The organism is Streptomyces colwelliae, assembly GCF_048158785.1.
In the GTDB taxonomy this organism is placed as follows: domain Bacteria; phylum Actinomycetota; class Actinomycetes; order Streptomycetales; family Streptomycetaceae; genus Streptomyces.
The window spans coordinates 1-26,424 of sequence record NZ_JBLTJC010000068.1 but is presented as its reverse complement, the minus strand read 5'-3'; the positions used below and the strand labels follow the sequence as shown (position 1 = coordinate 26,424).

Below are 26,424 nucleotides of genomic sequence, written 5' to 3'. Positions count from 1 at the left end.
CCACCCACGTCTGCGTCTGCCTCGACCGTCTTTCGATCAACGGTAGACGTAGCCGCAGTTACGCGAAAAAGTGTCGGCATGGGCAGACGACCGCAGCCGGACATCAAGGACAGGCTCCTCGACGCCTGCGCCGACCACGCCCTCGCACACGGTCTCCCGGACCGGCTCGAACCGCTGGCCACCGCCACCGGTACCTCGGCCCGCATGCTGATCTATCACTTCGGCACCCGCGACGCCCTGTTGCGGGCCGTCCTCGGACGCGCGCGCCGGCGCCAGCTCGACACCTTCGGCGACCTCCTGCGGGTACGGCCCGGCGAGCCCTACACCGTCACCCTGGATCGCGCCTGGACCTCGATCACCGGCTCGGGCGGGCGGCCGTATCTGCGGATGTTCAGTCAGCTGCACCCGAGCGCGGTGCGGCAGTTGTGGCCCGACTTCCGGCGCACCGCGACGACCGACTGGCTCGGGCCGCTAGAAGACGGGCTGCGGAGCATCGGCCGGCCGGAGCTGGCGACGCTCGCCCTCGCCGTCATCCGCGGTCTCCTCATGGACCTCGACGCCACCGGCGACACCACCCGCACCGACCGGGCCTTCCGCGACTTCCTCGCCACACTCGACCAACTGCCCAGCAGCGGCGACCGCACCTGACCTCCACCGCCCCCAACTGCTCTAGTCGAACCGCGCCAGCTGCCCTAGTCGAACCGAGCCAGATCCCGCAGCCAAGCCGTCGCCGACCCGTCCGAAGGTGCCCGCCAATCCCCCCGGGGCGAGAGCGAACCCCCCGCCGAGACCTTCGGCCCATTGGGCATGGCCGACCGCTTGAACTGCGCGAACCCGAAGAAGCGCCGGCAGAACACCTCCAGCCAGGACCGGATCTCCGGCAGGTCGTACGCGACGCGCTTGGCCTCCGGGAAGCCCGGCGGCCATGCCCCGCCCTCCGCGTCGTGCCACGCGTGCCACGCCAGGAACGCGATCTTCGACGGGCGGAAGCCGTACCGCAGTACGTGGAACAGCGTGAAGTCGTGCAGTGCGTACGGCCCGATCTTCGACTCCGTGGACTGCATCTCCTCGCCCGGCACCAACTCCGGGCTGATCTCCGTGTCGAGGATCGCGGTGAGGATCTTGCCGGTCTCCTCGTCGAACTGGTCGCTGCTGACGACCCAGCGGATCAGGTGCTGGATCAGCGTCTTCGGTACGCCGGAGTTGACGTTGTAGTGGCTCATCTGGTCGCCCACGCCGTACGTGGACCAGCCGAGCGCCAGCTCCGAGAGGTCACCGGTGCCGAGCACGATGCCGTTGCGCTGGTTGGCGAGGCGGAACAAGTAGTCCGTGCGCAGGCCGGCCTGGACGTTCTCGAAGGTGATGTCGTACACCGGCTCGCCGGAGGCGAAGGGGTGGTCCATCTCCTTCAGCATCAGCCGTGCCGTCGGCGTGATGTCCAGCTCGGCGGCGGTCACGCCGATCGCCCGCATCAGCGCGTGGGCGTTGTCCTTGGTGTGGTCGCTGGTCGCGAAACCGGGCAGCGTCCACGCCAGGATGTCGCTGCGCGGGCGCCCCGCACGGTCCATCGCGCGGGCCGCGACGATCAGCGCGTGCGTCGAGTCGAGGCCGCCGGAGACCCCGATGACCACCTTCGGGCCGCCGATCGCCGCGAGCCGCTGCTGAAGGCCCTCGACCTGGATGTTGTACGCCTCGTAGCAGTCCTGCGCGAGGCGCTCCGCGTCGGCCGGCACGAACGGGAAGCGCTCCAGGCGCCGGCGGAGTCCCAAGTCGGTTAGTGGCGGGGCGAGTTCAAAACCCACAGTCCGGAAGTCGGACGTACGCGCCCGATGGGTCCGCCGGTTGTCGTCGAACGTGCCCATCCGCTGCCGTTCCTGCCGCAGCAGGTCCAGGTCCACGTCGGCGACCGCGTACTCGTCGCCCAGCGGGAAGCGTTCGGTCTCGGCCAGCAGCGCGCCGTTCTCGTAGACCATCGCCTGGCCGTCCCAGGACAGGTCGGTGGTCGACTCGCCGAGGCCGGCCGCCGCGTAGACGTACGCGGCGAGGCAACGGGCGGACGCCGAGCGGCAGAGCAGCTTGCGGTCCTCCGCGCGGCCGACCGTGATCGGGCTGCCGGAGAGGTTCACGAGGACCGTCGCGCCCGCGAGGGCGGCCTCGGCACTCGGCGGCACCGGCACCCACATGTCCTCGCAGATCTCCGCGTGCAGGACGAGGGACGGGACGTCCTGCGCCGCGAACAGCAGGTCCACGCCGAACGGCACGCTCTCGCCGCCGAGTTGGATCGAACCGCCGCGCTCGTCCGCGCCGTCGGCGATCTGCCGGCGCTCGTAGAACTCGCGGTAGTTCGGGGGATACGACTTCGGTACGACGCCCAGGACGCGGCCCCGGTGCACCAGCACCGCGCAGTTGTAGATCCGGTTGCGGTGGCGCAGCGGGGCGCCGACGACCAGGACCGGCAGCAGCTCGGCCGAGCCGGTGACCACCTCCTGGAGCGCCTCCTCGACCTGGTCCAGGAGGACGTCCTGGAGCAGCAGGTCCTCGATGGAGTAGCCGCACAGGCCCATCTCCGCGAAGACGGCGACGGCGACGCCCTCCTCGTCGCACCGGCGGGCGTGGCGCAGGACGGCCTCGGCGTTGGCGTGCGGGTCCGCGATCACGGTGTGGCCCGTGCAGGCGGCGACGCGGGCGAAGCCGTGCTGATAGATCGACCAGAAGTTCAGTGGAGGCACGGGGTCCACTGTAATCGCCCGTAATCGTCAGGGCGACGCAATGGGGTGGCGCGAGGTGTGGTGCACCCCACGCCACCCCATTACAGGTGACTACTTGCTGCCGCTACGGGGTCAGTGGTGACCCTGCGAGCGGCTGAACGACTCGACGTAGCCGTTCGCGGGCGTGCCCACGCCGGTCACGTCGTCGTAGCCCTTCACCGCGGACAGCGAGCTGTCCTTGCCGAGGCTGCGGACCGAGGTCAGCAGGCCGTCGGTGGCGTCGACGCTGTTGGCGAAGTCCACGCGCGCCACCGCCAGGCCGGAGCCCGTCGGGTTGTCGGTCACGTCGTGGTAGGCCTTCGTGCCGTACTTGGCGTAGATCGACGGGTTGGCGAAACCGATCGCCTTGCCGCCGCGCGCCTCCTGGGCCAGGGCCTGGACCGCCGCGATCACCGGGGAGGCGAGCGAGGTGCCGCCGATCCGGTACTCGCTGTACTGCTCCGAACCGTCGGGGAAGGTCTGCGTCTGGCCGACCTTGAAACCGGTGTTCGGGTCGGCGATCGCCGAGATGTCCGGGACGACGCGGTTGCCGGCGGCGCTGTTGGCCGTGGCGAGCGCCTTCGGGACGACACCCTTCTGGTAGAAGGGCTCGGCGACCGTCTTGCTGGTGCCGCCGCCCGCGCCCGAGGTGAAGGCGCCGGGGAAGCTGGTCCAACTCTTGCCGTCCGCGGACAGCGAGGCCTTCTCGGTGCCCCAGCCGGTCTCCCACAGGTACTTGTCGCCCTTGCCGACCGCCAGCGAGGTTCCGCCGACCGCCGTCACCCACGCCGAGTTGGCCGGGGTGTCGACCTGCTTCGTACCGGTGTTGGCGACCTCGTCGCCGTTGTCACCGGAGGAGAAGTAGAAGCCGATGCCCTCGACCGCGCCCAGCTGGAACACCTGGTCGTAGGCGGCCGCGAGGTCCGGGGTCTGGTTGGCCTCGATGTCGCCCCACGAGTTGGAGACGATGTCGGCCAGGTGGTTGTCGACGACCTTGCTGAGCGAGTCGAGCAGATCGTCGTCGAAGCAGGACGCGGCACCCACGTACGTGATGCCCGCGTCCGGCGCCACCGCGTGCACGGCCTCGACGTCGAGGGTCTCCTCGCCGTACCAGCCGGACGCGTCACAGGCCTCGGTCTGCGTGTAGTCCGAGGGGAGCACCTGCTTGAGCTGGCTGGTGCTGTACTTCTTGTCGCCGTGAGCCTTGGCGTAGGTGGCCGCGTCGAAGGCGATCGTCGGCGAGGCGTAGGCGTCGGTGATGGCGACGCGCACGCCCTTGCCCGTGTACTTGCCCGCACCGTAGGCAGCGCGCAGCTGCTTGCCGGTGTAGCCCTGGACCGCGTACGGGATCTTCTTGCCGTAGGCGGACGGCAGGGTGGTCGCCGTGTTCGAGCCGTAGTACGAGGAGAACGGCCCGGCGTTCTTGAACGCCGCGGTCGGACCCGGCAGCGCGTCGTCGTGGCTCGCCGTGTGCGGGGCGTTGTCCAGACCGGTGACGGTCAGGACGGCACCGTTGAGGCTGTCCGGCGCGGAGGCCGTCTTCGACGGGGCGCGGTAGGTCTTCGAGCCCTTCGAGTAGTTGTGCAGCGAGGTGCTGAACGCCTTCTCGACCGCCGCCACGTCACCGGAGACCGTGACGTAGTGCTGCGTGGTGCCGGTGACCTTCAGCCCGGCGGACTTCAGCCAGGACTTGACGGCGGTCACCTGGGCCGTCGTGGCGCCGAAGCGCTGCTGCACCTGAGCGGCGCTCAGGTACTTGCCGTACAGGGCCGAACTCGGGTCCGAGACGGACTTGGCGTACGCCGCGAGGCCGGAGGCGTCCCGGCCGGCGAGGTAGACCCGGGCGGAGACCTTGGAGCTGTCGGAGGTCGCTCCCTTGTCCGCCTTGGCCGTCGCCCACGCGGGCTTGGTGCCCGCGAGCGTGTCCCGGCCCGGGCTGTCCGCGGCGTGCGCCGCGGGTATGCCGAGCGCCAGTGCACCGGCGATCATGGGCAGTGTCGCTGCCATGCTCACGCCGGCGCGCATGGTGGCGCGATTGGATCTCATAAAACCCCCTGCTATGCGGTTCGACGCATGGAGTGGTTGGTCGTCGTCGATCCCTACGGAACCCGCGGCGGGAAGGCCCGTGGATGGATCACACGTGGGGGCCACTCTTTCGATGAACCGTTCATGCCAGGGGAACGCAAAAGTCAAGAGAAGCCCAAGGAACCGCCACCCAGGGTGAATTGGGGGCTTTTTTCCTTACGGGCGTGTAACGAACGACCAGGGATGCTTTACGAACGCGCTTTTGCGCCACGCTCCTTGAGCATGTCGGCCATCAACTGGATCTCCGACTGCTGCGCGTCGACCATCCCCTGCGCGAGCCTCTTCTCCACCCCCACCCGGCACTTCTCCACACACCCCTCGGCCATGTGGATACCGCCCTTGTGATGGTCCGTCATGAGCTGGAGGAAGAACACCTCGGCGGGCTTGCCGCTCAGCGTGTTCAGCTTCTTCAGCTCGGTGTTGGTCGCCATCCCCGGCATCAGCGCGCCGTCCTTGCCGGACGCCATGTCGCCCATGCCCATCCAGGTCATCGGCGGGTCGGCCGACACCTTCGGAAGGTTCCACAGGTCCAACCACCCCAGCAGCATGCCCCGTTGGTTGGCCTGCGTCTGCGCGATGTCGTATGCAAGGCGCCGTACTTCCACGTTCTTCGTGCGGTCGCGCACGATGTACGACATCTCGACGGCCTGCTGGTGATGGACCGCCATGTCCCGCGCGAAGCCCGCGTCGGCCGAATCGGCCGTAGGGGCAGGGGAGTTGTCGCTGGAACCGCCACCGTCCTCGGCGACCGCGTACGTGATCGCTCCGGCCGCGACGAGCGCCGTCGCCGCGGCCCCGGCGATCAGAGCCGCGGACCTCACTGCGACAGCCCGCCCGTGCACGCGGCGCCCGGCTCCGGCGTCTGGCTGCCCTGCACGAACTTCTCGAAGAACGAGTTCACGGCCGGGTCGCTCGCGCTCTTCACGGTCCGCTGGTGCCCCCACGCCGACAGCATGATCGGGTCCTTCTGGCTGTCGTACGGACTCATCAGCGAGTACGGCGTCGACTTCACCTTCGTCGCGAGCGCCTTCACGTCGGCCGCCGGGGCCTTCTTGTTGTACGTCACCCAGACCGCGCCGTGCTCCAGCGCGTGCACCGCGTTCTCGTCCTTGACGGACTTGGTGTAGACGTCGCCGTTGCAGTTCAGCCAGACCGGGTTGTGGTTGCCGCCGACCGGCGGGCGCATCGGGTAGTTCACCGTGCCGCTGACGTGGGTGCGGCCCAGCGTGCCCTTCCACGTGTTCACACCGTCCGTGCCCGCGACGAAGTGACCCGAGGCGGAGTTCTTGGAGTCGCTCGCGGAACTGTCCTTCTTGCCGGACTGCGCGTGTACGACCGCGACCCCGCCGACGACGAGACCGGCGACGACCACCGTGCTCGCCGCGATCTTCACGATCCGGGCGCGTCGCTCGCGCGACTGCTCGGCGCGCCGCATCTCCTCGATGCGGGCCTTGCGCGCCGCGGTGCCGGTGTTCTTGGCGGAACCCATGAGATGTATGTCCTTTTGGGGGAAGGGACGGGACAGGACGAGACGGTCGGGCCCTGCTGATCGTAGTGGGGAGGAACACGTTCTCGTAGGGCGCCCACAGGAAAGTCGGGGGAACACCGGGGTCACCCCCGGACCAGGCATTACGAATGTCAGTCCGAGCAGGCAAGATGGTCAGAAGATGGGCAACAACACCCGACACCTGCCGTACGCGAGGCGTTCAGCCGGAGATCGTCCGGTCGATCATGGTCGGCAACGCGCACGAAATGGTGTTGTGGTGGGATGCTCAGGTGCCCGACCGCCTCCTGCGGTACGAGGACAGGCGGCCTGACCAGCAAGGATGGGGAAGCGGAAGATGGACAAGCAGCAGGAGTTCGTGCTCCGGACGTTGGAGGAGCGCGACATCCGGTTCGTACGGCTGTGGTTCACGGACGTGCTGGGCTTCCTCAAGTCCGTCGCCGTGGCCCCCGCCGAGCTGGAACAGGCCTTCGACGAGGGCATCGGTTTCGACGGCTCCGCGATCGAGGGCTTCGCCCGGGTCTACGAGTCGGACATGATCGCCAAGCCGGACCCCTCCACCTTCCAGGTCCTGCCGTGGCGCGCGGAGGCCCCCGGCACGGCCCGCATGTTCTGCGACATCCTCATGCCGGACGGCTCCCCGTCCTTCGCGGACCCGCGCTACGTGCTGAAGCGCGCCCTCGCCAAGACCTCCGACCTGGGCTTCACCTTCTACACCCACCCGGAGATCGAGTTCTTCCTCCTGAAGGACCGCCCCCTGGACGGCTCGCGCCCGACGCCCGCCGACAATTCCGGCTACTTCGACCACACCCCACAGAACGTGGGCATGGACTTCCGCCGCCAGGCGATCACCATGCTGGAGTCGATGGGCATCTCGGTCGAGTTCTCCCACCACGAGGGCGCACCGGGCCAGCAGGAAATTGATCTGAGGTACGCGGACGCGCTGTCGACCGCGGACAACATCATGACGTTCCGCCTGGTCATGAAGCAGGTGGCGCTGGAGCAGGGCGTGCAGGCGACGTTCATGCCGAAGCCGTTCTCGGAACACCCGGGCAGCGGAATGCACACGCACCTGTCGTTGTTCGAGGGCGACCGGAACGCGTTCTACGAGTCCGGCTCGGAGTACCAGCTCTCCAAGGTCGGCCGCTCCTTCATCGCGGGCCTGCTGAAGCACGCGGCGGAGATCTCCGCGATCACCAACCAGTGGGTCAACTCCTACAAGCGCATCTGGGGCGGCTCCGAGCGCACGGCAGGCGCCGGCGGCGAGGCCCCCTCGTACATCTGCTGGGGCCACAACAACCGCAGCGCCCTGGTCCGCGTCCCGATGTACAAGCCCGGCAAGACCGGCTCCGCGCGCGTGGAGGTCCGCTCCCTGGACTCGGGCGCGAACCCGTACCTGGCCTACGCCCTCCTCCTCGCCTCGGGCCTCAAGGGCATCGAAGAGGGCTACGAACTCCCCCCGGGCGCCGAGGACGACGTCTGGGCCCTCTCCGACGCGGAACGCCGCGCGATGGGCATCGAGCCCCTCCCGCAGAACCTCGGCGAGGCCCTGACCCTGATGGAGCGCAGCGACCTGGTCGCCGAGACGCTGGGCGAGCACGTCTTCGACTTCTTCCTGCGCAACAAGCGGCAGGAGTGGGAGGAGTACCGGTCCGAGGTGACGGCGTTTGAGCTGCGGAAGAACTTGCCGGTGCTGTAGCCGGCGCGGTAGCCGGTTCCGCGGGTGGACGCTCACTGGCCCGTGGGCAGTTTCGTGGTGATGGAGCGGGCGGCCTGGACCACCGTGTCGTTCGACGCGGTGGTCGCGGTGGTCGGGGTAGTGGTGCCGGTCGCGAAGGTCAGGACCCAGTTTCGGGTGCCCGCGTTCCACACGACGAAGGTGAGCTGTTGCTTCGACTGGGTCTGGTAGGCGGTTTCGCGGAACGCCTGGCGGCCCAGGGCGTTCACCGTGTCGACCCGTACGTTGCGCATGCCGGCCGAGGTCGGGTTCGCGGCCAGGTTGTGGGCGGCGGAGAGTTCCGCGGCGTAGGTGCGGGAGGCCGGGGTGAGGGACAGCGTCGAGCGGCCGTCGGCGGAGGTGTAGTCGCAGACGTCCGGGGCGGCACCCTTGTTGGGGCTGACCCGGGCCGCGAGCCGGGCATCGGGGACGATCCTCTTGGCGACGCCCTTGGTCAGCACGGTGCACAGTTGCGACGGCGGCAGCGTTTTCACCGAGGGTGTGGGGCTGGGCGCGGTGGTGGTGGCACCCGTAGCCGCGGCCGACTGCGTGGAGTGGGCGGTGCTGTCGCACGCGGCCAGCAGACCGCAGGCGAGCAGCGTGAGTGAACCGGCGGTAGCACGGAAGAGACGACGACGCACCGTCATGGAGATCAAGTCCTGTTGGTCTGGGCTGGGCTGGGTTGGCCTGGTCGGGCTTGGCTTGCTCGGTCCGGTCGGGGCGGGAAGTGTTCGGGCCGCTGAGGCACCTCGCCGAACGGCCAGGTGCCTCAGCGGAAGCCGACTGATCACTTCCAGACGTTGTACGTCCCGTAGTCGCTGACCTCGAGGTTGGTCGCCCAGCTGCCCCAGCGCTCGTTCGGGGACCAGGTGTACTCGAACGCCTTGCCGTTCGGGTTGGTCGGGCTCGGCAGGCACTTCGCGCCGGTGGAGTGGTAGATGCCCTGGTAGACGCCCTGCGTCCAGCGGCGCTGCACGACCTGGATCGGCTGGGCGAACTGTCCCGGGCTCAGGTTGGTCGTGAAGGTGTACGAGGTGGTGGTGGAGCCGCTGCGGGTGTAGGAGGGGGTGATCTCATCGAGGAACGAGCCGACCTTGGGGATCGGGATCTTGATGCTGAGACCGACCGACGCCTGCCACCCCGTCGTCTTCGACTGCTGCCAGGCGTAGGAGCAGCTCGGGACGTTCCACGGGCACTGGAACGTCGGGCCCCGCCATATCCAGTCCTGCCAGGTCTTGTTGGCCTGCTGCACACTCACCGACTGCGTCTGGTGGTCGGTCGACGAGTTGCCGGCCATGTCGTGCGACGAGTTCTCCGAGTTCTGAAGGCACTCCTGGCTCGCCGCCGAGGCGACTCCGGGGGACGCGAGCAGCACCATCGGTGCCAGCGCCAGCGTCGCCAGCCCCATCCACTTCTTGCTTGTCTTCTTCCGTGCGACCACGGAATCTCCACCACGGCGCGTGCCGGCGTTGACCGTCACCCTTGTCTCCTCTGAGTCGTGCGCCGGCAGCGTGCGCCGGGCGTCTGACACCGAGATTCGACGCCGGGGAGTTGTTCGGACACCCGCCTCCCGGGGCCAATCAATTGCCTGACCTGCGGCTGGGGCATAGTTCACCCGCCCGTCACCACGCCGTCGCACAGTTGTCGAGCGCTACCTCAGGAACGCCGGAGACACCGCCGCGCCGCTGATCCGCCGAGCCCTGCCCGTGCCGTCCGCCCGGACGCTGTACAGGTCGGCGCCGTAGTCACCCGGCATGGCGTAGACGATCGTGTGGTCGTCGCGCCAGACGGCCTGGTCGTCGACGCTCCTCGGCTCGGCGAGCGAAGTCTCGCGCATCGTGCGGAGGTTGAGGACGTACAGGTGCCAAGGGGCGTCCTTCGGGAGGCCCTTGACGCGTTTCTTGAAGGCGATTCTCGTGCCGTCGGGGGACAGGGACGGACATTCCACGTTCGTGCGCACGGTGGTGACCGTCCGCGTGCGCAGGTCGCCCCTCACCAGATAGGTGCTGCCCTTCGTCGCCAGCGTCGCGTAGAACGTGCGGTCGTCCGACGCGAAGGTCACGCCCCAGAAGTTGACGTCGGCGGACCGGTAGGCGTGGCCGTCCTTGATGATCCGGAACGACTCCAACGTCGGGATCAGTTTCCCCGTCCTCGTGTCCACGATCGCCGCCCGCGTCGAGAAGTTCGTGCCCGCGTAAGAGTCACCGCCCACGAAGACTGTCCACGCGGCGAAGTGGCCCGTGGGGGAGACGCGGGCTCGGGAGGGGATGCCGGGGACGTCGTAACGGGCCGTCTCCTTGAGGTGGGCGTCGAGGATCAGCGCGCGGTACGTGTCCGTGACCGTGCCGTGGACCGCCTGGAGGCAGACGCCCGTGCCCGAACTGGCGTAGAAGCGCAGGCACTTGACGCGCGCGGCGGTGCGGGGGCCGGAGGGGTCGGACGCCGGGACCGTGGTGAGTTCGTCCCGGTGCGGGCCCCAGGCCATGTTGCGGAACACCATGGTGCCGGGTGTGGTGAGCGTGATCCGTCCCGCGGTGATCTTCGGGCCGCCCGGCTGGATCTCGTTCCGCCGCTCGGCTCGGGCCGACGCGTGCAGTATCGAGGCCAACGCCACTACGGCGAGTGCGGCTACGGCGGCGACGAGGACCAGGACGCGGTTGCGCAAGGTCATGAGACGGGCTCCAGAACTGATCGGCCGGGGCGGAGCGTCAGGGCGAACACCGCGCAGACCGCCAGCGCCACCGCCGACGCTATGAGCGCCGTACGGTCGCCCCACAGCGTCCACGCCGCGCCGAAGCCCAGCGAGCACACGAACCGCGCCGCCGCCTGGCCCGTCTGCACCAACGCGAGCCCCGACGAACGCAGTTCCTCCGGCACGCTGTCCGAGGCCGCCGCCATCAGCACGCCGTCGGTCGCCGCGTAGAAGCCGCCGTGCAGGAGGAGGACGGCGTAGGGGAGGGCCGTGCCGTGCCAGGACGTCAGCAAGAGGGTGTACGCCGTGAGGAGGGCTCCGTGGCCCGCCAGGAACACCCGCCAGCGGCCGACACGGTCCGCTAGCCGGCCCAGCGGTACGGCCAGGAGCAGGAACGCCGCCGCCGTGCCCAGCGGCAGCAGCGCGAACCAGCGGTCGGGGACGCCGAGCCGCCGTTGCAGCAGCAGGTACACGAAGGAGTCGCTGACCGTCGCGAGGCCCAGGAGGAGCGCGCAGACGGTGATCCGGCGCAGGTCGCGGCGGGCGAGGAGGGCGAAGGCGGCACGGAGGGTGGGGCGTACGGCCTTCTCACCTACGGCCTTCTGATGTACGGCCTTCTCCGTGCGGGGCGCGGCAGTTGACGACGACCCCGGCACGAACAGCACCAGCACCAGCACGCCGATCACCGCCACGCAGAAGCTCACCGTGAACACCGCGTCGTAGCCGTCCACCGTCGCCCGGAGGATCAGGAACGCCACCAGCGGGCCGAGCAGCGCGCCCGCCGTGTCCATCGCGCGGTGTACGCCGAAAGCACGGCCCCGGTTCTCCGGGGTGGAGGAGAGGGAGATCAGCGCGTCGCGCGGTGCCGTGCGCAGGCCCTTGCCCGTGCGGTCGGCGGCGAGGATCAGGCCGATGGGGGTGAGGGTGTGGGCCAGGAGGAGGAGGGGCTTGCAGGCCGCCGAGACGGCGTAGCCCACGCCCGCCACCCACTTGTGCCGGCCGCCGCCCCGGTCGGCGAGGTGGCCGCCGGCCAGGCGGACGAGGGCCGAGAAGCCGTTGTAGATGCCGTCCAGGAGACCGAAGCCCAGCGGGGACAGGCCGAGGCCCGTCACCAGGTACAGCGGGAGGACCGCGGTCACCATCTCGGACGACACGTCGGTGATCAGGCTGACCGCGCCGAGTGCGAAGACCGTGGGGGCGACGACGGCGGACACCCGCGCCGGAGTACCCGTAGTACTCGCGGTGGTGCTTCCGGCGTTGGCGCGGCTGTCCGCCACGTACATCTCAGGACGCCCAGATGCCGGTGATGTCGGCGGCCGAGGCCGCGTTGCCCGCGTGGGTGGACAGGCCCTGGGAGTCCTCCAGGGTCCGCAGCAGGTTGTAGTGGTTGTACGTGGTCGAGGACGTCGAACCCGCCTTCACCGGCTGGCCGTAGAAGACCGTGGGGATGCGGTTGCCGCTGAGCAGGTTGTCCTCGTCGAAGGTGACGACGAGGAGGCTGTTGTGGGTCTTGGCCCAACTGGCGTACGCGCCAAGGTTGTTCTTGATCCAGGTGTCACCCGTCGCCACCGAGCAGTCGTGCATGTCGCTGCACAGGTTGGGGGTGACGAAGGAGATGTCGGGGAGGGCCGTGTAGTCCGTCGGGAACTGCGTGAACGTCTTGGCCGTGGACGTCGCGACGTTGGAGAAGCCGAACCAAGGGTTGTGCTTACGCGCGTAGTTCCCGCTGCTGCACGTCGTCGAACCCTGGCTCGGCAGCGTCTCGTTGTAGCTCGCCCAACTGCCGCCCGCCGCCGTCACCTCGGAGGCGAGGTTCGCAGCCGAGGAGAAGCCCGCCGTGTAGCAACTGTCGCTGGTGATCCCCTGGGTGGAGCCGGAGAACAGCGCGAAGTAGTTCGGCTGGCTCGGGTGGGTGATCCCGTACGACTGGGTGAGGGCGGCGCCGCCGGTCGCGAGCGAGTTGATGTAGGGGGCACTGGAGGAGCCGATGACCTGGCTGTAGGCGTGGTTCTCCATCACCACCACGACGACGTGGTCCGGGGTCGGCACCCCGGTCGCGGCATGCGCGGTCGAGGTGCCGCCGAACCCGGTCCAGACCCCGACGGCGGCTGCCGAGAAGGCGAGCGCGGACGCGACGAGGGCGCGGCTGCGGCGGTACACGGAGCCACGGCGGTACACGGAGCTGCCGGAGCCACTGGAACTGCCGGATGTTTCTTCACTGCCGGACACTTCAACCTCCGGGTGGGGGGAGGACGGGGGTGACGGTGCGGACAGAGCATGCACACGCCAAAATGCCCGCGTCCCACCGCTCCCAACCCAGAGGATGAAGAAGTGGTGAACTACTGCTGGTGGCGAATCACTCCTGCCAGCGGTGAACTACTCCTGCAACGCCGCCAGTTGGGCCAGTACCTGGTGCAGCGGCTCGGTGGCCCGCTTCCGGTACTCCTGGATCGCCCAGCCGTTCCCGTCCGGGTCCTTGAAGTACATGAACGTCGCCCCGTCCTGCGGCGCGAACTGCACCGGCTCGCTGACCTCAAGCCCGCGCGCGGTCAGCTCGTCGTAGGCCGCCTTCGCGTCCTGCACGCACAGCTGCATGCCGTGGTACGTCCCCGGCTGCGGCGTCCCGGTCGGAATCTGCAACCCGTCGACCAGCGCGATCGAACAGCCCGAGCCCGGCGGCGTCAGCTGCACGATCCGCACGCCCTCCATCACCTCGCCGTCGAGGTCCACGTGGAAGCCGACCTTGTCCTGGTAGAACTCCTTGGCCCGGTCCACGTCCGAGACGGGCAGAAGGATCACTTCGAGGGTCATGTCCATGAGCAGACTCCTTTGTCACTCAGTCGCGACTCGATCCCGTACGGCTCTCAGTCTGGCTCAGGGAACACCCGGGCGACGGCCGCGGTCCGGCTGGAGACCCCGAGACTGCGGAAACTGTTCTCCAGATGCTTGCGGACGGTACTGCGCGAGACCACCAGCTGCTCGGCGATCTGCGGGGTGGTGAGCCCGCGCGCCACGCAGCGCAGGACGTCCAGCTCGCGCGGGGTCAGCCGGACCGGGGGCCGGCGCCGCCGGGCGGCCTCGCGGTAGATCGCGTACATGTGCGGCGCCAGCAGGGTCAGCGTCGTCATCTCGTAGTCGGCGAAGGGCTTGGAACCCGTGCGGAAGAACTGGAAGACACGGGTGCGGCCCGGCGCGGTGGGCAGGGCGATGTCCGCGATGCAGGGGTACGGCTCGAGGAATTCCGTGTAGATCGGCAGGTTCCGCAGCTCGCGCACCGGCAGGAAGTCCGTCAGCTGCGTCGTCTCGGGACTGTTGTGCGGCTTGCAGACCTGCACGCACTGGAGGTGCTGGTGGCGCCAGCGCCAGTACCCGTCCATCGGGCAGTCGTACTCCTCCGCCACCGTCTCCTGGCTGTTGAGCGCCCGCCTGGTCGGGATGTCCAGCTCGCAGAAGCTGGCGGAGTCGCAGGGGACGAGCCGTTGCAGCCCGAGCAGCAGGGACTTCGGCGGCACACCGTCCGCGTCCTGCCGGGCCTCGGCCAGGACGTCCGCCATGCGTCGCAGATGGGCCTCGGCCGTCGTGAAGGGTGGTGTCATCTCGGCCTCCCGGGCCGGTTCTCGCCTGCCGCGAATGTACGCCTTTCGACCGCCGGGAACCCCCGGATTCGCCAAATGCCGAATGGGCTACGGCCGCTGACGCGTCCACTGTCGACATACGCGGCCGACCCGGCCGCGACGAGCACGACGGAGGCCGTCCCATGAGTTCCCACCTGCGCTCCCACGCCCCGCGCGGCCACCCGCGTCCCCGCCGCCCAGCGGCCCTGACCGGAGGCGCCGCCACCCTGATCGCCGCCCTGCTCGCCACCGGCTGCGCCGCGTCGTCGTCCGCCGAGGTCTCGGCGGACGGCCCGGAGTTCTCCTCCGTGCGCTTCACCCTCGACTCCCGCGGCACCATCGAGATCTCCGGCGGCTCCCGTACGGCGGTCAGGGCGGCGGGCGCCTACCCGGTGACCGCGGGCCGCGCCCACCGGTTCGACCGGCCCGCCGATCAGCTGCTGGTGGTGCTGAGGCACTGGCCGCAGGCCGGCCCGGACCGGGCCTCGCGTGGGCGGACGCCCCGGCTGATGCCGCCGTCGGAAGGGGCCGCGGTCGAGACCGGATTCCTGGTGGACACCCCGAACCGGGTGCTCGCCGACCTCGACGGCCATCCCTTGCAGTGGCTCGACCGCGACACGATCCGCGTCGACACCACGAACACCGCGGCCGGCGACCTCGTCCGGCTCACCCTGTCCGGACCGCACGGGGGTCGGCCCGGACACACCACGACACGGTCCGTCGACCGGACGTGCGCCCACGTCGACAACGGGATCAACCGGCAGGTGCTCCTCCCCGAGGTGGAGACGGGCACGCCGGTCGCGGACGCACGGGCGAAACTGCGGCGGCTGTGCCTCGACCTCCAGTACGCCTCCCGGCCCGGCGGCGCACGACCGGGCACCGTACGACAGGTCCTGATACCTCTCGCCGGCCGGTGGACCGCGTCCGCCGAGCTGCCGCCGCTCGACGGCGCCGCCCTCCCGGGGCGTGCACCGGGCGACCGGGCGCCGGTGGACCCGTCGCGCCCGGCCACGGTGGTGGTGACCCGCTGAAACGGCTCATCCGCCCCGGCGCTTCTCGCAGGCACTCCGGTTAGGCTCGGCCTCGTACGACCTTGATCCGACAGGTCGTACGACCTTGATCGGAACCCTGATCGGGACGCGATCGGACAGGAGGCCGAGGATGACGGCGCCGGGGCGCAGGAGCAGCACCTTCACGCGACTGCTGCGGCACGGCTTCACCGATCCCTCGGCCGCCGAGCGGCTCCTGGAGAGCGCGGAGCTGGCGCCGATAAGGAACGACCCGGTCCTGCTGGAGGCCCTGGGCGCCACCGCCGACCCCGACCTGGCCCTCCAGGGTCTGGTACGACTGCTGGAGGCGCAGCCCGAGGACACCCCCCGCCGCGAGCTGCTGGACACCCTCATCGCGGCGAAACCCTTGCGCGACCGGCTGCTCGGCGTCCTCGGCGCCTCCGCCGCCCTCGGGGACCATCTCGCCCGGCACCCGCGCGACTGGCACGCCCTCGTGATGTACGAGCCGCGCGACCTCCACCCCGGGGTGGAGGAGTTCGAGCGCGGGCTCGCCGAGGCCACCGACCCCGTCGCCCTGCGCGTCGCCTACCGCCGCTGCATGCTGTCCATCGCCGCCCGTGACGTGTGCGGCACCACCGACCTCGCGCAGACCGCCGCCGAACTCGCCGACCTCGCGACCGCCACCCTGCGCGCCGCCCTCGCTATCGCCTGTGCCGCCGCGCCCGACGACGCCGCGCTGTGCCGGCTCGCGGTGATCGCGATGGGCAAGTGCGGTGGCCACGAGCTGAATTACATCTCCGACGTCGACGTGATCTTCGTCGGCGAGGCCGTCGAGGGCGCCGACGAGGGCAAGGCGCTCCGCGCGGCCACCAAGCTCGCCGCGCACATGATGCGGGTCTGCTCCGAGACCACCGTCGAGGGGTCCATCTGGCCCGTCGACGCCAACCTGCGCCCCGAGGGCCGCAACGGCCCGCTGGTCCGCACCCTCGCCAGCCACCTCGCCTACTACCAACGCTGGGCCAAGACATGGGAGTTCCAGGCCCTGCTCAAGGCCCGCCCGGTGGCCGGCGACCTCGCGCTCGGCCAGCAGTACGTCGACGCGCTCGAACCCCTCGTGTGGACGGTCGCCGAGCGCGACAACTTCGTCACCGACGTGCAGAAGATGCGCCGCCGTGTCGTCGAGAGCATCCCCGTCGCCGAGATCGACCGCGAACTGAAGCTCGCCCCCGGTGGCCTGCGGGACGTCGAATTCGCCGTCCAGCTCCTCCAGTTGGTGCACGGCCGCGCCGACACCTCGCTGCGCAGCGGCACCACGCTCGTCGCCCTTGAGGCCCTCGCCGCCGGCGGCTACGTCGGCCGGGAGGACGCCGCCCGCCTCGACGACGCCTACCGCTTCCTGCGCACGATGGAACACCGCATCCAGCTCTACCGGTTGCGCCGCACCCACCTGGTCCCCGTCGAGGAGACCGACCTGCGTCGCCTCGGCCGCTCGATGGGCCTGCGCACCGACCCGGTCGCCGAGCTGAACCGCGAGTGGAAGCGGCACGCCACCGTCGTACGACGCCTGCACGAGAAGCTCTTCTACCGTCCGCTGCTCGACGCGGTCGCCCAACTCGCCCCCGGCGAGACCAGGTTGAGCCCTCAGGCGGCCCGCGAACGGCTGGTCGCCCTCGGCTACATCGACCCGGCCGCGGCCCTCCGCCACATCGAGGCCCTCGCCTCCGGAGTCACCCGCAAGGCCGCCATCCAACGCACCCTGCTGCCCGTCCTGTTGGGCTGGTTCGCGGACTCCGCCGACCCGGACGCGGGCCTCCTCAACTTCCGCAAGGTGTCCGACGCGCTCGGCAAGACCCCTTGGTACCTACGGCTGTTGAGGGACGAGGGCGCCGCCGCCGAGAACCTCGCCCGCGTCCTCTCCGCCGGCCGCCTCGCCCCCGACCTCCTCATGCGCGCCCCCGAGGCGGTCGCCCTCCTCGGCGACGGCGACGGCGGCAGCGGCCTCGAACCCCGCGAACGCGCCCACCTGGACCAGGAGATACTCGCCGCGGTCGGCCGCGCCGACGACGCCGCCCAGGCCGTCACCTTCGCCCGGGGCGTCCGCCGCCGCGAACTCTTCCGTACGGCCGCCTTCGACATCGTCGGCTCCTACGGCACCGAGACCCAGCCCGCCGAGGCCGACCAGGGCGCCCTCGTCGACCGGGTCGGCGGCGCCGTCTCCGACCTGACCGCCGCGACCCTCGCCGGCACGTTGCGCGCTGTCGTCCGCGCGAGCTGGGGCGACACCCTCCCCACCCGCTTCGCCGTCATCGGCATGGGCCGCTTCGGCGGCCACGAACTGGGCTACGGCTCCGACGCGGACGTCCTGTTCGTGCACGAACCCCGCGAGGGCGTGCCGGAGCGCGAGGCCTCCGACGCGGCCAACAAGGTCGTCTCCGAGATGCGCCGACTGCTCCAGGTCGCCAGCTCGGACCCGCCGCTGCTGATCGACGCGGACCTGCGCCCGGAGGGCAAGTCGGGGCCGCTCGTACGGTCGTTGAACTCCTACGAGGCGTACTACCGCCGGTGGTCCCTGGTCTGGGAGTCGCAGGCGTTGCTGCGGGCCGAACCTGTCGCCGGGGACGAGGAGTTGGGGCGGCGGTTCATCGAGCTGGTCGATCCTCTGCGGTATCCGGCGGAGGGGCTCGGGGACGATGCCGTACGGGAGATCCGGCGGCTCAAGGCCCGGATGGAGTCGGAGCGGTTGCCCCGCGGGGCTGACCCGACTCTGCACACCAAGCTGGGGCGCGGGGGGCTCTCGGACGTCGAGTGGACTGTGCAGCTCATGCAGTTGCGGCACGGGTGGAGCGAGCCGGGGCTGCGGACCACTCGTACGCGGGAGGCCCTTGCCGCGGCGTGCGCCGCCGAGCTGATTTCCGGGGAGGATGCGTCGACGCTGGACGAGGCCTGGGTGTTGGCTACCCGGGTTCGTAACGCGGTGATGCTGGTGCGGGGGCGGGCCGGGGACACGTTTCCGTCTGACCCGCGTGAACTCGCCGCCGTGGGGCGGTACTTGGGGTACGGGCCGGGGCATGTGGGGGACATGCTGGACGACTATCGGCGTACTACTCGGCGGGCGCGTGGTGTGGTGGACGTTTTGTTCTACGGGGCCTAAGCGGGTTGTTTTTTTGGCTGCGGGTGCGTGGGGGCTGGTCGCGCAGTTCCCCGCGCCCCTAAAGGGCGCTTCTGCTGAGCTGCGCCTTGTAAGGGCGACGCTCACTAGGACTACCGCCATGCCTGCCATCACCCGCAACCCCACCCTCTCGTCCAGCAGCACCGCGCCCAACGACACCGACACAACTGGCAGTAGATATCCCACCGTTGCCGCGCTTGTCGCGCCCTCGTCCGCGATCAGGCGGTAGTTGAGGTAGAAGGTCACGCCGGTGCCCAGGATGCCGAGGGCGGTTACCGCCAGGAGGGCCGTCAGGTCGGGGTGTACCGGGCCGGAGGCTGGTATGGCGAGCGTGGTCCAGGCCGTCGCCGCCATCAGTTGGGCCGCCGACATCGCCAACGGGGCCTGGCCCGCGGTGAGTTTGCGGGCCATGTACGTGAAGGCCACGGCATAGCTAGCGGCGGCGCCCAGGAGGGCCAGTGCGCCCCAGGTGAGCAGGCCCGAGCGGTGCCAGGGGGCGAAGATCAGAACCGTACCCGCGAAGCCCAGGAGGAGTCCGGTCAGGCGGGCTCGGCTCAGGCCGCGGTCGGTGCCCAAGGCGATGCCGATCAGCAGGGACCACAAGGGAGTTGTGGCGTTCAGGACGCCCGCTACGCCGGAGTCGACGGTCTGCTCGCCGACGCTGAACAACGCGAACGGGATGGCGTTGCAGAACAGGGCGGCCACCGCGAGGCGGCCCCAGGTCGAACGGTCGCGCGGCAGGCGCTGGCCGGCCGAGCGGGCCAGGGCCAGTAGTACCAGCGTGCCGAGGGCACAGCGGGTGATCGTGATCTGGGCGGGGGAGAGGCCGTGGTTCAGGGCGAGTTTGATCCACAGGAAGCCCGACCCCCACAGGAGGGCGAGCACGGCCATGCGGACTGTCGAGGCGGGCTGCATGGGTCCACGGTCGGGCAGCTGGACCGTGCAGGACAAGCGAATGATTCTACAGTGACTGTTAACCTCTGCTACATGCTTGATGTGCGACGCATGCAGGTACTACGGGCCGTGGTCGGGTGTGGGTCGGTGACCGCTGCGGCGGCCCGGCTCGGGTACACGCCGTCCGCCGTCAGCCAGCAGGTCGGGGCGCTGGAGAAGGAGGCCGGGACCGCGCTGCTGGAGCGGGTCGGGCGCGGGGTGCGGCCCACGGCGGCCGGGCTGCTGCTCACCGGGTACGCGGACGCGATCGGGCGGCAGGTCGCCGAGGCGGAGACGGCGCTGGCCGATCTGGTGGCCGGGCGCACGGGGCGGCTCACGGTCCGATACTTCGCCACCGCCGGTGCCGCCCTGGTCGCCCCGGCCGTGGCCCGGCTCCGGGCTGAACACCCCGGAGTCCAGCTGGAGTTGAAGCTCACCGACCCCGAGGACTCGTTGCCCGAGGTGAAGGAGGGGCGGGCGGACGTCGCGCTCGTGGTCGGGGCGTCCAGGGTATCCAGGGGCCACGAGGGCGTACGGCTCGTGAAGCTGCTCGACGATCCGTATCTCGCCGTCCTGCCCAAGGGACACCGGCTGGCGGCGCGGCGGAGTGTGGAGCTGGGGGAACTGGCTGAGGAGCCGTGGGTCGGCAGCGAGTGGCCGGGGCCCTGTCTCGACGCCCAGCTCGACGCGTGCGAGGCGGCGGGGTTCCGGCCGCGGTTCGCGGTCGAGAGCGAGGATTACGTGACGGCTCAGGGTTTCGTCGCCGCGGGCCTCGGGGTGACCCTGATTCCCCGGCTGGGGCTCGGCAGCCGCCATCCCGACGTGGTCGTACGGGTCGTACGGGATCCGGAGCCCGTACGGACCATCCACGCGGCCGTCCGCGAGACGGCACCGCCACAGCCGGCCCTGCGGTCGTTCCTGCGGGCGCTGCGGGACGCGGCGAACGAGGGCTGAGCGGGATCGGGTGAAGTCCTCGCTTGGGGCTCGGCAGCCGCCATCCGGATGTGGTCGTACGGGTCGGGTGAAGTCAGCCGCAGTACGGCAGCGCCCTGAAGGGGCGCGGGGAACTGCGCGACCAGCCACGACGGCGCGGCACCGGAACGACGGCAGCGCGGCCCCGCGGCGGAGCCGCATATCCACGCAGCGCACGCAGCGCACGCAGCCCAACGCAGCCGGCGCAGCGTTCACGCCTTCGTGGGCAGCCAGGCCCCCCTCGTCCCCCGTACCGCCACCGTCCTCGGCAGGGCGTACGGAAACGTGCCGTACCAGAGGCGGGAGACCGTGAAGCCGAAGGTCAGGCAGAGCATTCCGCCCACCGCGTCGAGCCAGAAGTGGTTGGCCGTGGAGACGATGACCAGGAGCGTCGTCACCGGGTAGAGGAGGCCCAGGATGCGGACCCAGGGGAGTTTCGCCAGGGCGAAGATCGTCAGGCCGCACCACAGGGACCAGCCGATGTGCATGGACGGCATCGCGGCGTACTGGTTCGACATGTGTTTCAGGTCGCCGGACGCCATCGAACCCCAGGTCTGGTGGACCATGACCGTGTCGACGAAGTGGCTGCCGTTCATGAGGCGGGGCGGGGCCAGCGGGAAGAAGTAGTAGCCGACCAGGGCCACGGCCGTCGTCGCGAAGAGGACGAGGCGGGTCGCCGCGTACCGGCCCGGATGACTGCGGAACAGCCACACCAGGACACCGAGCGTCACCACGAAGTGCAGTGTGGCGTAGTAGTAGTTCATGCCGACGATCAGCCAAGTCACCGAATTCACGCCGTGGTTGACCGACTGCTCGACGGCGATGCCGAGATGGTGCTCCAGGCGCCAGATCCAGTCCGCGTTGCGCAGTGCCTCGGTCCGCTGCTCCGGGACCGCGTTGCGGATCTGTGAGTACGTCCAGTAACTCACCGCGATCAGCAGGATCTCGAACCACAGCCGGGGCCGGCGCGGAGTGCGCAACCGGCGCAACCGGCGCGGAAAACCCTGCCCCGCGGCGTCCGCGACGGGGCTCGGAACGGCTTCTTCACGGCCTTCCAATGTCGTCACGGTGGTCTCACCCATAGACACGAAGTCTGCCAGAAAAGGCTTCCGCGACCGATCATCCCTTGGTCGGGTCCGGCTCGCATGTTCTACGACGAGAAGAGGCCTCGGACTACTACCAGCGCACTGGACGCGGTCGCGTTTCCTCCCCCTTAGGGACGATTCCGGTCCCCAGGGGCCGAAGCCGTCGAACCGCGCACCACCAGCTCCGGCATGAACACGAACTCACTGTGCGGCGCGGGCGTCCCGCCGATCTCCTCCAGCAACGTCCGCACCGCCGCCTGCCCCATGGCCGGAACCGGCTTGCGGATCGTCGTCAGGGGCGGGTCGGTGAACGCGATCAGCGGCGAGTCGTCGAAGCCGACCACGGAGACGTCCTTGGGGACGTCGAGACCGCGCTGCCGGGCCGCCCGGATCGCACCGAGCGCCATCATGTCGCTCGCGCACACCACCGCCGTACAGTCGCGGTCGATCAGCGCGGCGGCCGCGGCCTGCCCGCCCTCCAGCGTGTACAGCGAGTGCTGGACCAGCCGGGTCTCCACATCGTCGGCGGTCAGGGCCAGTTGGTCCTGCATCGTGCGGACGAAGCCCTCGATCTTACGTTGTACGGGCACGAACCGCTTGGGGCCCAGCGCCAGTCCGATGCGGGTGTGGCCGAGCGAGACGAGGTGGGTGACCGCGAGGGTCATCGCCGCGCGGTCGTCGGGGGAGATGAACGGCGCCTGCACCTTCGGCGAGAAGCCGTCCACGAGCACGAACGGCACGCCCTGCGCCCGGAGTTGCTCGTAGCGCTGCATGTCCGCGGAGGTGTCCGCGTGCAGCCCGGAGACGAAGATGATGCCCGCGACGCCGCGGTCGACGAGCATCTCGGTCAGCTCGTCCTCCGTGGAACCGCCCGGAGTCTGGGTGGCGAGCACCGGTGTGTAGCCCTGCCGCGTCAGCGCCTGGCCGATGACCTGCGCCAGGGCGGGGAATATCGGGTTCTCCAACTCCGGTGTTATCAGGCCCACCAGGCCCTCGCTGCGCTGCCGCAGCCGTACCGGACGTTCGTAGCCGAGCACGTCGAGCGCGGCGAGGACGGACTGACGGGTGGTGGCGGCGACGCCAGGCTTGCCGTTGAGGACGCGGCTGACGGTCGCTTCGCTCACCCCCGCCTGGGCGGCGATGTCGGCAAGCCGTGTGGTCACGGGAGTGGACTGTACCGGCCGTCGGCGCGCTGCGGGTTGCTGCGTCATCGCGATCCCTTGTGTTCTGGCCGGCTTCTGGTCGGCGTACGGCATGCGGCAAGAGCTTGCAGAGTCTTGCACAAGTGTCCCCCTGCCCGCTCAGCCGCACCAGTACTGGGTTTCGCGGGGGTCGAGAAGAGGTCACGGGCGGGTAACTCTCGGACCGTCTTGCAGTTTTTTGCAGCAAGGACTTTCGCCGCGCTTGCATCGCTGTTACGTTCGGCGACGCCCGGCGGACGCAACGGCGCAGTCGGCAAGTCGACAGGGCGGCGGACGGGACCGCTGCCCTGCACCTCACGGGCTTTCACCCTCAAGGAGAACTCATGCGGCGTGGCATAGCGGCCACCGCGCTGGTGGCGTCCATCGCCCTCGCGGCGACGGCCTGCGGCGGCAGTGACAGTGACAGCGGCAAGTCCGACGGGCCCGTCACCATCACCTGGTGGGACACCTCCAACGCCACCAATGAGGCACCCACGTACAAGGCCCTGATCGCCAAGTTCCAGGCGGCCAACAAGGACATCAAGGTCAAGTACGTCAACGTGCCCTTCGACCAGGCGCAGAACAAGTTCGACACCGCCGCCGGCTCCAAGGGCGCCCCGGACGTGCTGCGTTCGGACGTCGGCTGGACCCCCGCCTTCGCGAAGAAGGGCTACTTCCTGCCGCTCGACGGCACCGAAGCCCTCGCGGACCAGGCCAAGTTCAAGCCGAACCTGATCACGCAGGCCCAGTACGAGGGCAAGACGTACGGCGTGCCGCTGGTCACCGACACCCTGGCCCTCGTCTACAACAAGGCCCTCTTCAAGCAGGCCGGCATCACCCAAGCGCCCACCACCTGGGACGAGTTGAAGGCCGACGCCGCGAAGGTCAAGGCCAAGACCAAGGTCGACGGCTACTGGGGCTCCACCCAGGCCTACTACGCGCAGACCTTCCTCTACGGCGAGGGCACCGACACCGTCGACTCCTCCGCGAAGAAGATCACCGTGGACTCCGCCGCCGCGAAGAAGGGCTACGGCACCTGGCTGAGCCTCTTCTCCGGCACCGGCCTGCACAAGGCCGACACCACCGCGGACGCCTACGCCCACATCCAGGACGCGTTCGTCACCGGCAAGGTCGCCGCGATCATCCAGGGCCCGTGGGAGATCACGAACTTCTACAAGGGCTCGGCCTTCAAGGACAAGTCCAACCTCGGCATCGCCACGGTCCCGGCCGGCTCCACCGGCAAGTCGGGCGCCCCGACCGGCGGTCACAACCTCTCGGTCTACGCCGGCTCGGACTCCGCGCACCAGAAGGCGTCCCTGAAGTTCCTGAACTTCATGACCTCGGCCGCGTCCCAGACGACGATCGCCCTGAAGAACTCGACGCTGCCGACCCGCGACGACGCCTACACCGCCGCGGTCAAGGCCGACCCGGGCATCGCCGGCTACCAGAGCGTGCTCGGCTCCGCCCAGCCGCGCCAGGCGCTCGCCGAGTACAGCTCCCTGTGGAACCCGCTGGACACCGAACTGCCCAAGATCGCCGGTGGCAAGGAGTCCCTCGACAAGGGCCTGAGCAACGCCGAGCTGGCGATCGCCAAGCTGGTCCCGGACTTCAGCAAGTAGCCCCGCATGGCCGTCGGATCCGCCAGATCAGGTACTGGGGGGACGGATCCGACGGCCATCGGCCTGCGCCGCCGTAGCCCCCGAACTCGCCGTGCCCGCTTGAACTTCCAGAAGGTGTCGAACGAACCATGACAGTCGCCATCGACCGCGCGACCGGCAAGCGCCACGGTGACCGCGCACCCCGACCCGGCCCCGGCAGCCGCCTCAAGTACGCCTACCAGAAGCACTGGTACGCGTACGCGATGATCATCCCCGTGGTCGTCGTGCTCGGCGTCCTCGTGCTCTACCCCCTGGCGTACGGCCTCTACTTGACGCTCACGGACGCCAACAGCCTCAACACCGCGCGCACGATCGGCGTCAACCACATCGACGCCACCTACAAGTTCATCGGGCTCGACAACTACAAGGACATCCTGTTCGGCCCGACGTCGTACGACCGCTTCTGGTCGCACTTCATCTGGACGATCGTCTGGACCGCGCTCTGCGTAGCCCTCCACTACACGGTGGGCCTCGCCCTGGCGCTCCTGCTCAACCAGAAGCTGCGCGCCCGCACCCTGTACCGGCTGATCCTGATCCTGCCGTGGGCCGTCCCCACCTTCGTCACGGTCTTCGGCTGGCGTTTCATGCTCGCCGACAGCGGCATCATCAACTCCGCGCTGCACAGCCTGCATCTGCCCCAGCCCGACTGGCTGGAGGACACCTTCTGGCAGCGGTTCGCCGCCATCATGGTCAACACCTGGTGCGGTGTGCCCTTCATGATGGTCTCGCTGCTCGGCGGCCTCCAGTCCATCGACACCTCGCTCTACGAGGCCGCCGAGATGGACGGCGCCAGCCCCTGGCAGCGCTTCCGCTACGTCACCCTCCCGGGCCTGAGGTCGGTCAGCTCCACCGTCGTCCTCCTCGGTGTGATCTGGACCTTCAACCAATTCGCCGTGATCTTCCTGCTGTTCGGCAACACCGCCCCCGACGCCCAGATCCTGGTCACCTGGTCGTACTTCCTCGGCTTCGGCCAACAGCCGCGCGAATTCGCCCAGTCGGCCGCTTACGGCATCCTGCTGCTGGCCATCCTGATCGTCTTCACCTCCTTCTACCGCCGCTGGCTGAACCGCAATGACCAACAGCTCGCGATCTGAGGCAGGAGTCCCCATGAGCACCACGACACCCGAACGGACCCGCCGCCGGGGCGAGTTGAGCCGCGCCGGCGCCCTCGGCTCGCACGGCGTCCTGATCATCGCGAGCCTGATCGCGCTCTTCCCGATCGCCTGGCTGGTCTTCCTCTCCCTAGGCCCGGACTCGGACGACTATCTCCACCCGGCCGGCATCTGGAAGAAGATGACGTTCGACAACTACTCGTTTGTCCTCCAACACACCGGGTTCTTCGACTGGTTGAAGAGCTCGCTGATCGTCTCGTTCGGCACCACGGTCATCGGCGTGACCATCGCCGCGAGCACCGGCTACGCGGTGTCGCGCATGCGCTTCCCCGGCTACCGGAAGTTCATGTGGGTGCTGCTGGTCACCCAGATGTTCCCGATAGCGGTACTCATCGTGCCGATGTACCAGATTCTGGCCGACCTTCAGCTCATCGACAGCTACCTTGGTCTCATCCTCGTCTACTGCTCGACCGCCGTGCCCTACTGCGCCTGGCTGCTCAAGGGCTACTTCGACACGATCCCGTTCGAGATCGACGAGGCCGGACGCGTCGACGGGCTGAACCCCTTCGGCACGTTCCTGCGACTGATCCTGCCGCTCGCCAAGCCGGGCCTGGCGGTCGCCGCGTTCTACAGCTTCCTCACGGCCTTCGGCGAGGTCGCGTTCGCCTCGACGTTCATGCTGTCCGATACGAAGTACACGTTCGCGGTCGGGCTTCAGACGTTCGTGAGCGAGCACGACGCGCAACGGAACCTGATGGCGGCGACGGCGGTGTTGATCGCGATACCGGTTGCCGCGTTCTTCTATCTCGTGCAGAAGAACCTGGTCACCGGGCTTACCGCGGGTGGCACGAAGGGCTGAAAATGCCGGGTTCGTTGTTGTCTGCTGCGCCGTCGTGGCTGGTCGCGCAGTTCCCCGCGCCCCTTATGGGGGGCGTTGCCCCCCAA

General features: G+C 69.4%; 21 protein-coding genes and 1 pseudogene. 8 read left to right on the top strand and 14 right to left on the bottom strand.

Going from position 1 to position 26,424, the window contains the following annotated elements; all coding sequences use genetic code 11:
- The first annotated feature begins 78 nt into the window (after positions 1-78).
- Entirely contained in the window at positions 79-648 is a 570-nt protein-coding gene (locus tag ACNFOC_RS16735) for a TetR/AcrR family transcriptional regulator (protein ID WP_416959903.1), read from the top strand.
- Positions 649-692: 44 nt separating this feature from the next.
- On the opposite strand, the gene ACNFOC_RS16730 is transcribed toward ACNFOC_RS16735, so the two are convergent.
- The 4 genes from ACNFOC_RS16730 to ACNFOC_RS16715 form a co-directional block, all read right to left on the bottom strand.
- The gene (locus tag ACNFOC_RS16730) at positions 693-2,729 is read right to left on the bottom strand and encodes an NAD(+) synthase (protein WP_416959902.1); all 2,037 of its coding nucleotides are present in this window, start codon (positions 2,727-2,729) and stop codon (positions 693-695) included.
- 111 nt (positions 2,730-2,840) lie between these two features.
- Positions 2,841-4,754, bottom strand: coding sequence for a S53 family peptidase (locus ACNFOC_RS16725; protein WP_416959913.1), 1,914 nt, complete (start codon positions 4,752-4,754; stop codon positions 2,841-2,843).
- A 266-nt stretch (positions 4,755-5,020) separates the two neighbouring features.
- On the bottom strand, positions 5,021-5,653 hold the full coding sequence (locus ACNFOC_RS16720) for a DUF305 domain-containing protein (protein WP_416959901.1): 633 nt from the start codon (positions 5,651-5,653) through the stop codon (positions 5,021-5,023).
- Positions 5,650-6,321 carry a thioredoxin-like domain-containing protein gene (locus ACNFOC_RS16715; protein ID WP_416959900.1) on the bottom strand — a complete coding sequence of 224 codons (672 nt, stop codon included), beginning with the start codon at positions 6,319-6,321 and terminating at the stop codon, positions 5,650-5,652. Before ACNFOC_RS16715 ends, ACNFOC_RS16720 begins: the two co-directional genes overlap by 4 nt.
- Before the next feature lie 352 nt (positions 6,322-6,673).
- On the opposite strand from ACNFOC_RS16715, the gene glnA2 reads away from it, so the two are divergent.
- On the top strand, positions 6,674-8,035 hold the full coding sequence (gene glnA2, locus ACNFOC_RS16710; protein ID WP_033284243.1) for a gamma-glutamylpolyamine synthetase GlnA2: 1,362 nt from the start codon (positions 6,674-6,676) through the stop codon (positions 8,033-8,035).
- Between the two features lie 32 nt (positions 8,036-8,067).
- Here glnA2 and ACNFOC_RS16705 read toward each other — a convergent pair whose 3' ends face one another.
- The 7 genes from ACNFOC_RS16705 to ACNFOC_RS16675 all read right to left on the bottom strand — a co-directional run bounded on the left by ACNFOC_RS16705 (position 8,068) and on the right by ACNFOC_RS16675 (position 14,341).
- Positions 8,068-8,700, bottom strand: a complete 633-nt coding sequence (locus ACNFOC_RS16705; protein WP_416959899.1) for a hypothetical protein — start codon at positions 8,698-8,700, stop codon at positions 8,068-8,070.
- 140 nt (positions 8,701-8,840) lie between these two features.
- Positions 8,841-9,533, bottom strand: coding sequence for a hypothetical protein (locus ACNFOC_RS16700; RefSeq protein ID WP_416959898.1), 693 nt, complete (start codon positions 9,531-9,533; stop codon positions 8,841-8,843).
- A gap of 171 nt (positions 9,534-9,704) precedes the next feature.
- The gene (locus ACNFOC_RS16695) at positions 9,705-10,724 is read right to left on the bottom strand and encodes a TolB family protein (protein ID WP_416959897.1); all 1,020 of its coding nucleotides are present in this window, start codon (positions 10,722-10,724) and stop codon (positions 9,705-9,707) included.
- A complete protein-coding gene (locus ACNFOC_RS16690; protein WP_416959896.1) occupies positions 10,721-12,028 on the bottom strand; it encodes an MFS transporter in 1,308 nt (435 codons plus the stop codon). The genes ACNFOC_RS16695 and ACNFOC_RS16690 overlap by 4 nt, the downstream gene beginning before the upstream one ends.
- A 1-nt stretch (position 12,029) precedes the next feature.
- The gene (locus tag ACNFOC_RS16685) at positions 12,030-12,905 is read right to left on the bottom strand and encodes an alkaline phosphatase family protein (RefSeq protein WP_416959895.1); all 876 of its coding nucleotides are present in this window, start codon (positions 12,903-12,905) and stop codon (positions 12,030-12,032) included.
- A gap of 216 nt (positions 12,906-13,121) precedes the next feature.
- Positions 13,122-13,562, bottom strand: a complete 441-nt coding sequence (locus ACNFOC_RS16680) for a VOC family protein (RefSeq protein WP_366092192.1) — start codon at positions 13,560-13,562, stop codon at positions 13,122-13,124.
- Positions 13,563-13,609: 47 nt separating this feature from the next.
- Positions 13,610-14,341: a response regulator transcription factor gene (locus ACNFOC_RS16675; protein WP_416959894.1), complete on the bottom strand. Its 732-nt coding sequence runs from the start codon at positions 14,339-14,341 to the stop codon at positions 13,610-13,612.
- A 161-nt stretch (positions 14,342-14,502) separates the two neighbouring features.
- On the opposite strand from ACNFOC_RS16675, the gene ACNFOC_RS16670 reads away from it, so the two are divergent.
- On the top strand, positions 14,503-15,390 hold the full coding sequence (locus ACNFOC_RS16670; protein ID WP_416959893.1) for a hypothetical protein: 888 nt from the start codon (positions 14,503-14,505) through the stop codon (positions 15,388-15,390).
- A gap of 130 nt (positions 15,391-15,520) precedes the next feature.
- A complete protein-coding gene (locus ACNFOC_RS16665; protein ID WP_416959892.1) occupies positions 15,521-18,520 on the top strand; it encodes a bifunctional [glutamine synthetase] adenylyltransferase/[glutamine synthetase]-adenylyl-L-tyrosine phosphorylase in 3,000 nt (999 codons plus the stop codon).
- A gap of 12 nt (positions 18,521-18,532) precedes the next feature.
- Here ACNFOC_RS16665 and ACNFOC_RS16660 read toward each other — a convergent pair.
- Positions 18,533-19,453: pseudogene (locus ACNFOC_RS16660) on the bottom strand (DMT family transporter); the annotation flags it as partial.
- 72 nt (positions 19,454-19,525) lie between these two features.
- On the opposite strand from ACNFOC_RS16660, the gene ACNFOC_RS16655 reads away from it, so the two are divergent.
- A complete protein-coding gene (locus ACNFOC_RS16655) occupies positions 19,526-20,425 on the top strand; it encodes a LysR family transcriptional regulator (RefSeq protein ID WP_416959891.1) in 900 nt (299 codons plus the stop codon).
- A gap of 230 nt (positions 20,426-20,655) precedes the next feature.
- On the opposite strand, the gene ACNFOC_RS16650 is transcribed toward ACNFOC_RS16655, so the two are convergent.
- Together ACNFOC_RS16650 and ACNFOC_RS16645 are read right to left on the bottom strand one after the other, a co-directional pair.
- Positions 20,656-21,525: a phosphatase PAP2 family protein gene (locus ACNFOC_RS16650; protein ID WP_416959890.1), complete on the bottom strand. Its 870-nt coding sequence runs from the start codon at positions 21,523-21,525 to the stop codon at positions 20,656-20,658.
- 131 nt (positions 21,526-21,656) lie between these two features.
- On the bottom strand, positions 21,657-22,691 hold the full coding sequence (locus ACNFOC_RS16645) for a LacI family DNA-binding transcriptional regulator (RefSeq protein ID WP_416959889.1): 1,035 nt from the start codon (positions 22,689-22,691) through the stop codon (positions 21,657-21,659).
- Positions 22,692-23,053: 362 nt separating this feature from the next.
- On the opposite strand from ACNFOC_RS16645, the gene ACNFOC_RS16640 reads away from it, so the two are divergent.
- The 3 genes from ACNFOC_RS16640 (at position 23,054) to ACNFOC_RS16630 (ending at position 26,338) form a co-directional block, all read left to right on the top strand.
- The gene (locus ACNFOC_RS16640) at positions 23,054-24,328 is read left to right on the top strand and encodes an extracellular solute-binding protein (protein WP_416959888.1); all 1,275 of its coding nucleotides are present in this window, start codon (positions 23,054-23,056) and stop codon (positions 24,326-24,328) included.
- Positions 24,329-24,456: 128 nt separating this feature from the next.
- The gene (locus ACNFOC_RS16635; RefSeq protein ID WP_416959887.1) at positions 24,457-25,461 is read left to right on the top strand and encodes a carbohydrate ABC transporter permease; all 1,005 of its coding nucleotides are present in this window, start codon (positions 24,457-24,459) and stop codon (positions 25,459-25,461) included.
- Positions 25,462-25,474: 13 nt separating this feature from the next.
- Positions 25,475-26,338, top strand: coding sequence for a sugar ABC transporter permease (locus ACNFOC_RS16630; RefSeq protein WP_416959886.1), 864 nt, complete (start codon positions 25,475-25,477; stop codon positions 26,336-26,338).
- Positions 26,339-26,424 lie beyond the last annotated feature (86 nt).

What these genes read in the sequence shown, in the direction of transcription:
- ACNFOC_RS16630 (WP_416959886.1), top strand. Translation starts at nt 25,475, where the DNA reads ATGAGCACCACGACACCCGAACGGACCCGCCGCCGGGGCGAGTTGAGC.
- ACNFOC_RS16680 (WP_366092192.1), bottom strand. Translation starts at nt 13,562, where the DNA reads ATGGACATGACCCTCGAAGTGATCCTTCTGCCCGTCTCGGACGTGGAC.
- ACNFOC_RS16635 (WP_416959887.1), top strand. Translation starts at nt 24,457, where the DNA reads ATGACAGTCGCCATCGACCGCGCGACCGGCAAGCGCCACGGTGACCGC.
- ACNFOC_RS16665 (WP_416959892.1), top strand. Translation starts at nt 15,521, where the DNA reads ATGACGGCGCCGGGGCGCAGGAGCAGCACCTTCACGCGACTGCTGCGG.
- ACNFOC_RS16640 (WP_416959888.1), top strand. Translation starts at nt 23,054, where the DNA reads ATGCGGCGTGGCATAGCGGCCACCGCGCTGGTGGCGTCCATCGCCCTC.
- ACNFOC_RS16675 (WP_416959894.1), bottom strand. Translation starts at nt 14,341, where the DNA reads ATGACACCACCCTTCACGACGGCCGAGGCCCATCTGCGACGCATGGCG.
- ACNFOC_RS16695 (WP_416959897.1), bottom strand. Translation starts at nt 10,724, where the DNA reads ATGACCTTGCGCAACCGCGTCCTGGTCCTCGTCGCCGCCGTAGCCGCA.
- ACNFOC_RS16690 (WP_416959896.1), bottom strand. Translation starts at nt 12,028, where the DNA reads ATGTACGTGGCGGACAGCCGCGCCAACGCCGGAAGCACCACCGCGAGT.
- ACNFOC_RS16655 (WP_416959891.1), top strand. Translation starts at nt 19,526, where the DNA reads ATGCTTGATGTGCGACGCATGCAGGTACTACGGGCCGTGGTCGGGTGT.
- ACNFOC_RS16715 (WP_416959900.1), bottom strand. Translation starts at nt 6,321, where the DNA reads ATGGGTTCCGCCAAGAACACCGGCACCGCGGCGCGCAAGGCCCGCATC.
- glnA2 (WP_033284243.1), top strand. Translation starts at nt 6,674, where the DNA reads ATGGACAAGCAGCAGGAGTTCGTGCTCCGGACGTTGGAGGAGCGCGAC.
- ACNFOC_RS16735 (WP_416959903.1), top strand. Translation starts at nt 79, where the DNA reads ATGGGCAGACGACCGCAGCCGGACATCAAGGACAGGCTCCTCGACGCC.
- ACNFOC_RS16725 (WP_416959913.1), bottom strand. Translation starts at nt 4,754, where the DNA reads ATGGCAGCGACACTGCCCATGATCGCCGGTGCACTGGCGCTCGGCATA.
- ACNFOC_RS16650 (WP_416959890.1), bottom strand. Translation starts at nt 21,525, where the DNA reads ATGGGTGAGACCACCGTGACGACATTGGAAGGCCGTGAAGAAGCCGTT.
- ACNFOC_RS16705 (WP_416959899.1), bottom strand. Translation starts at nt 8,700, where the DNA reads ATGACGGTGCGTCGTCGTCTCTTCCGTGCTACCGCCGGTTCACTCACG.
- ACNFOC_RS16670 (WP_416959893.1), top strand. Translation starts at nt 14,503, where the DNA reads ATGAGTTCCCACCTGCGCTCCCACGCCCCGCGCGGCCACCCGCGTCCC.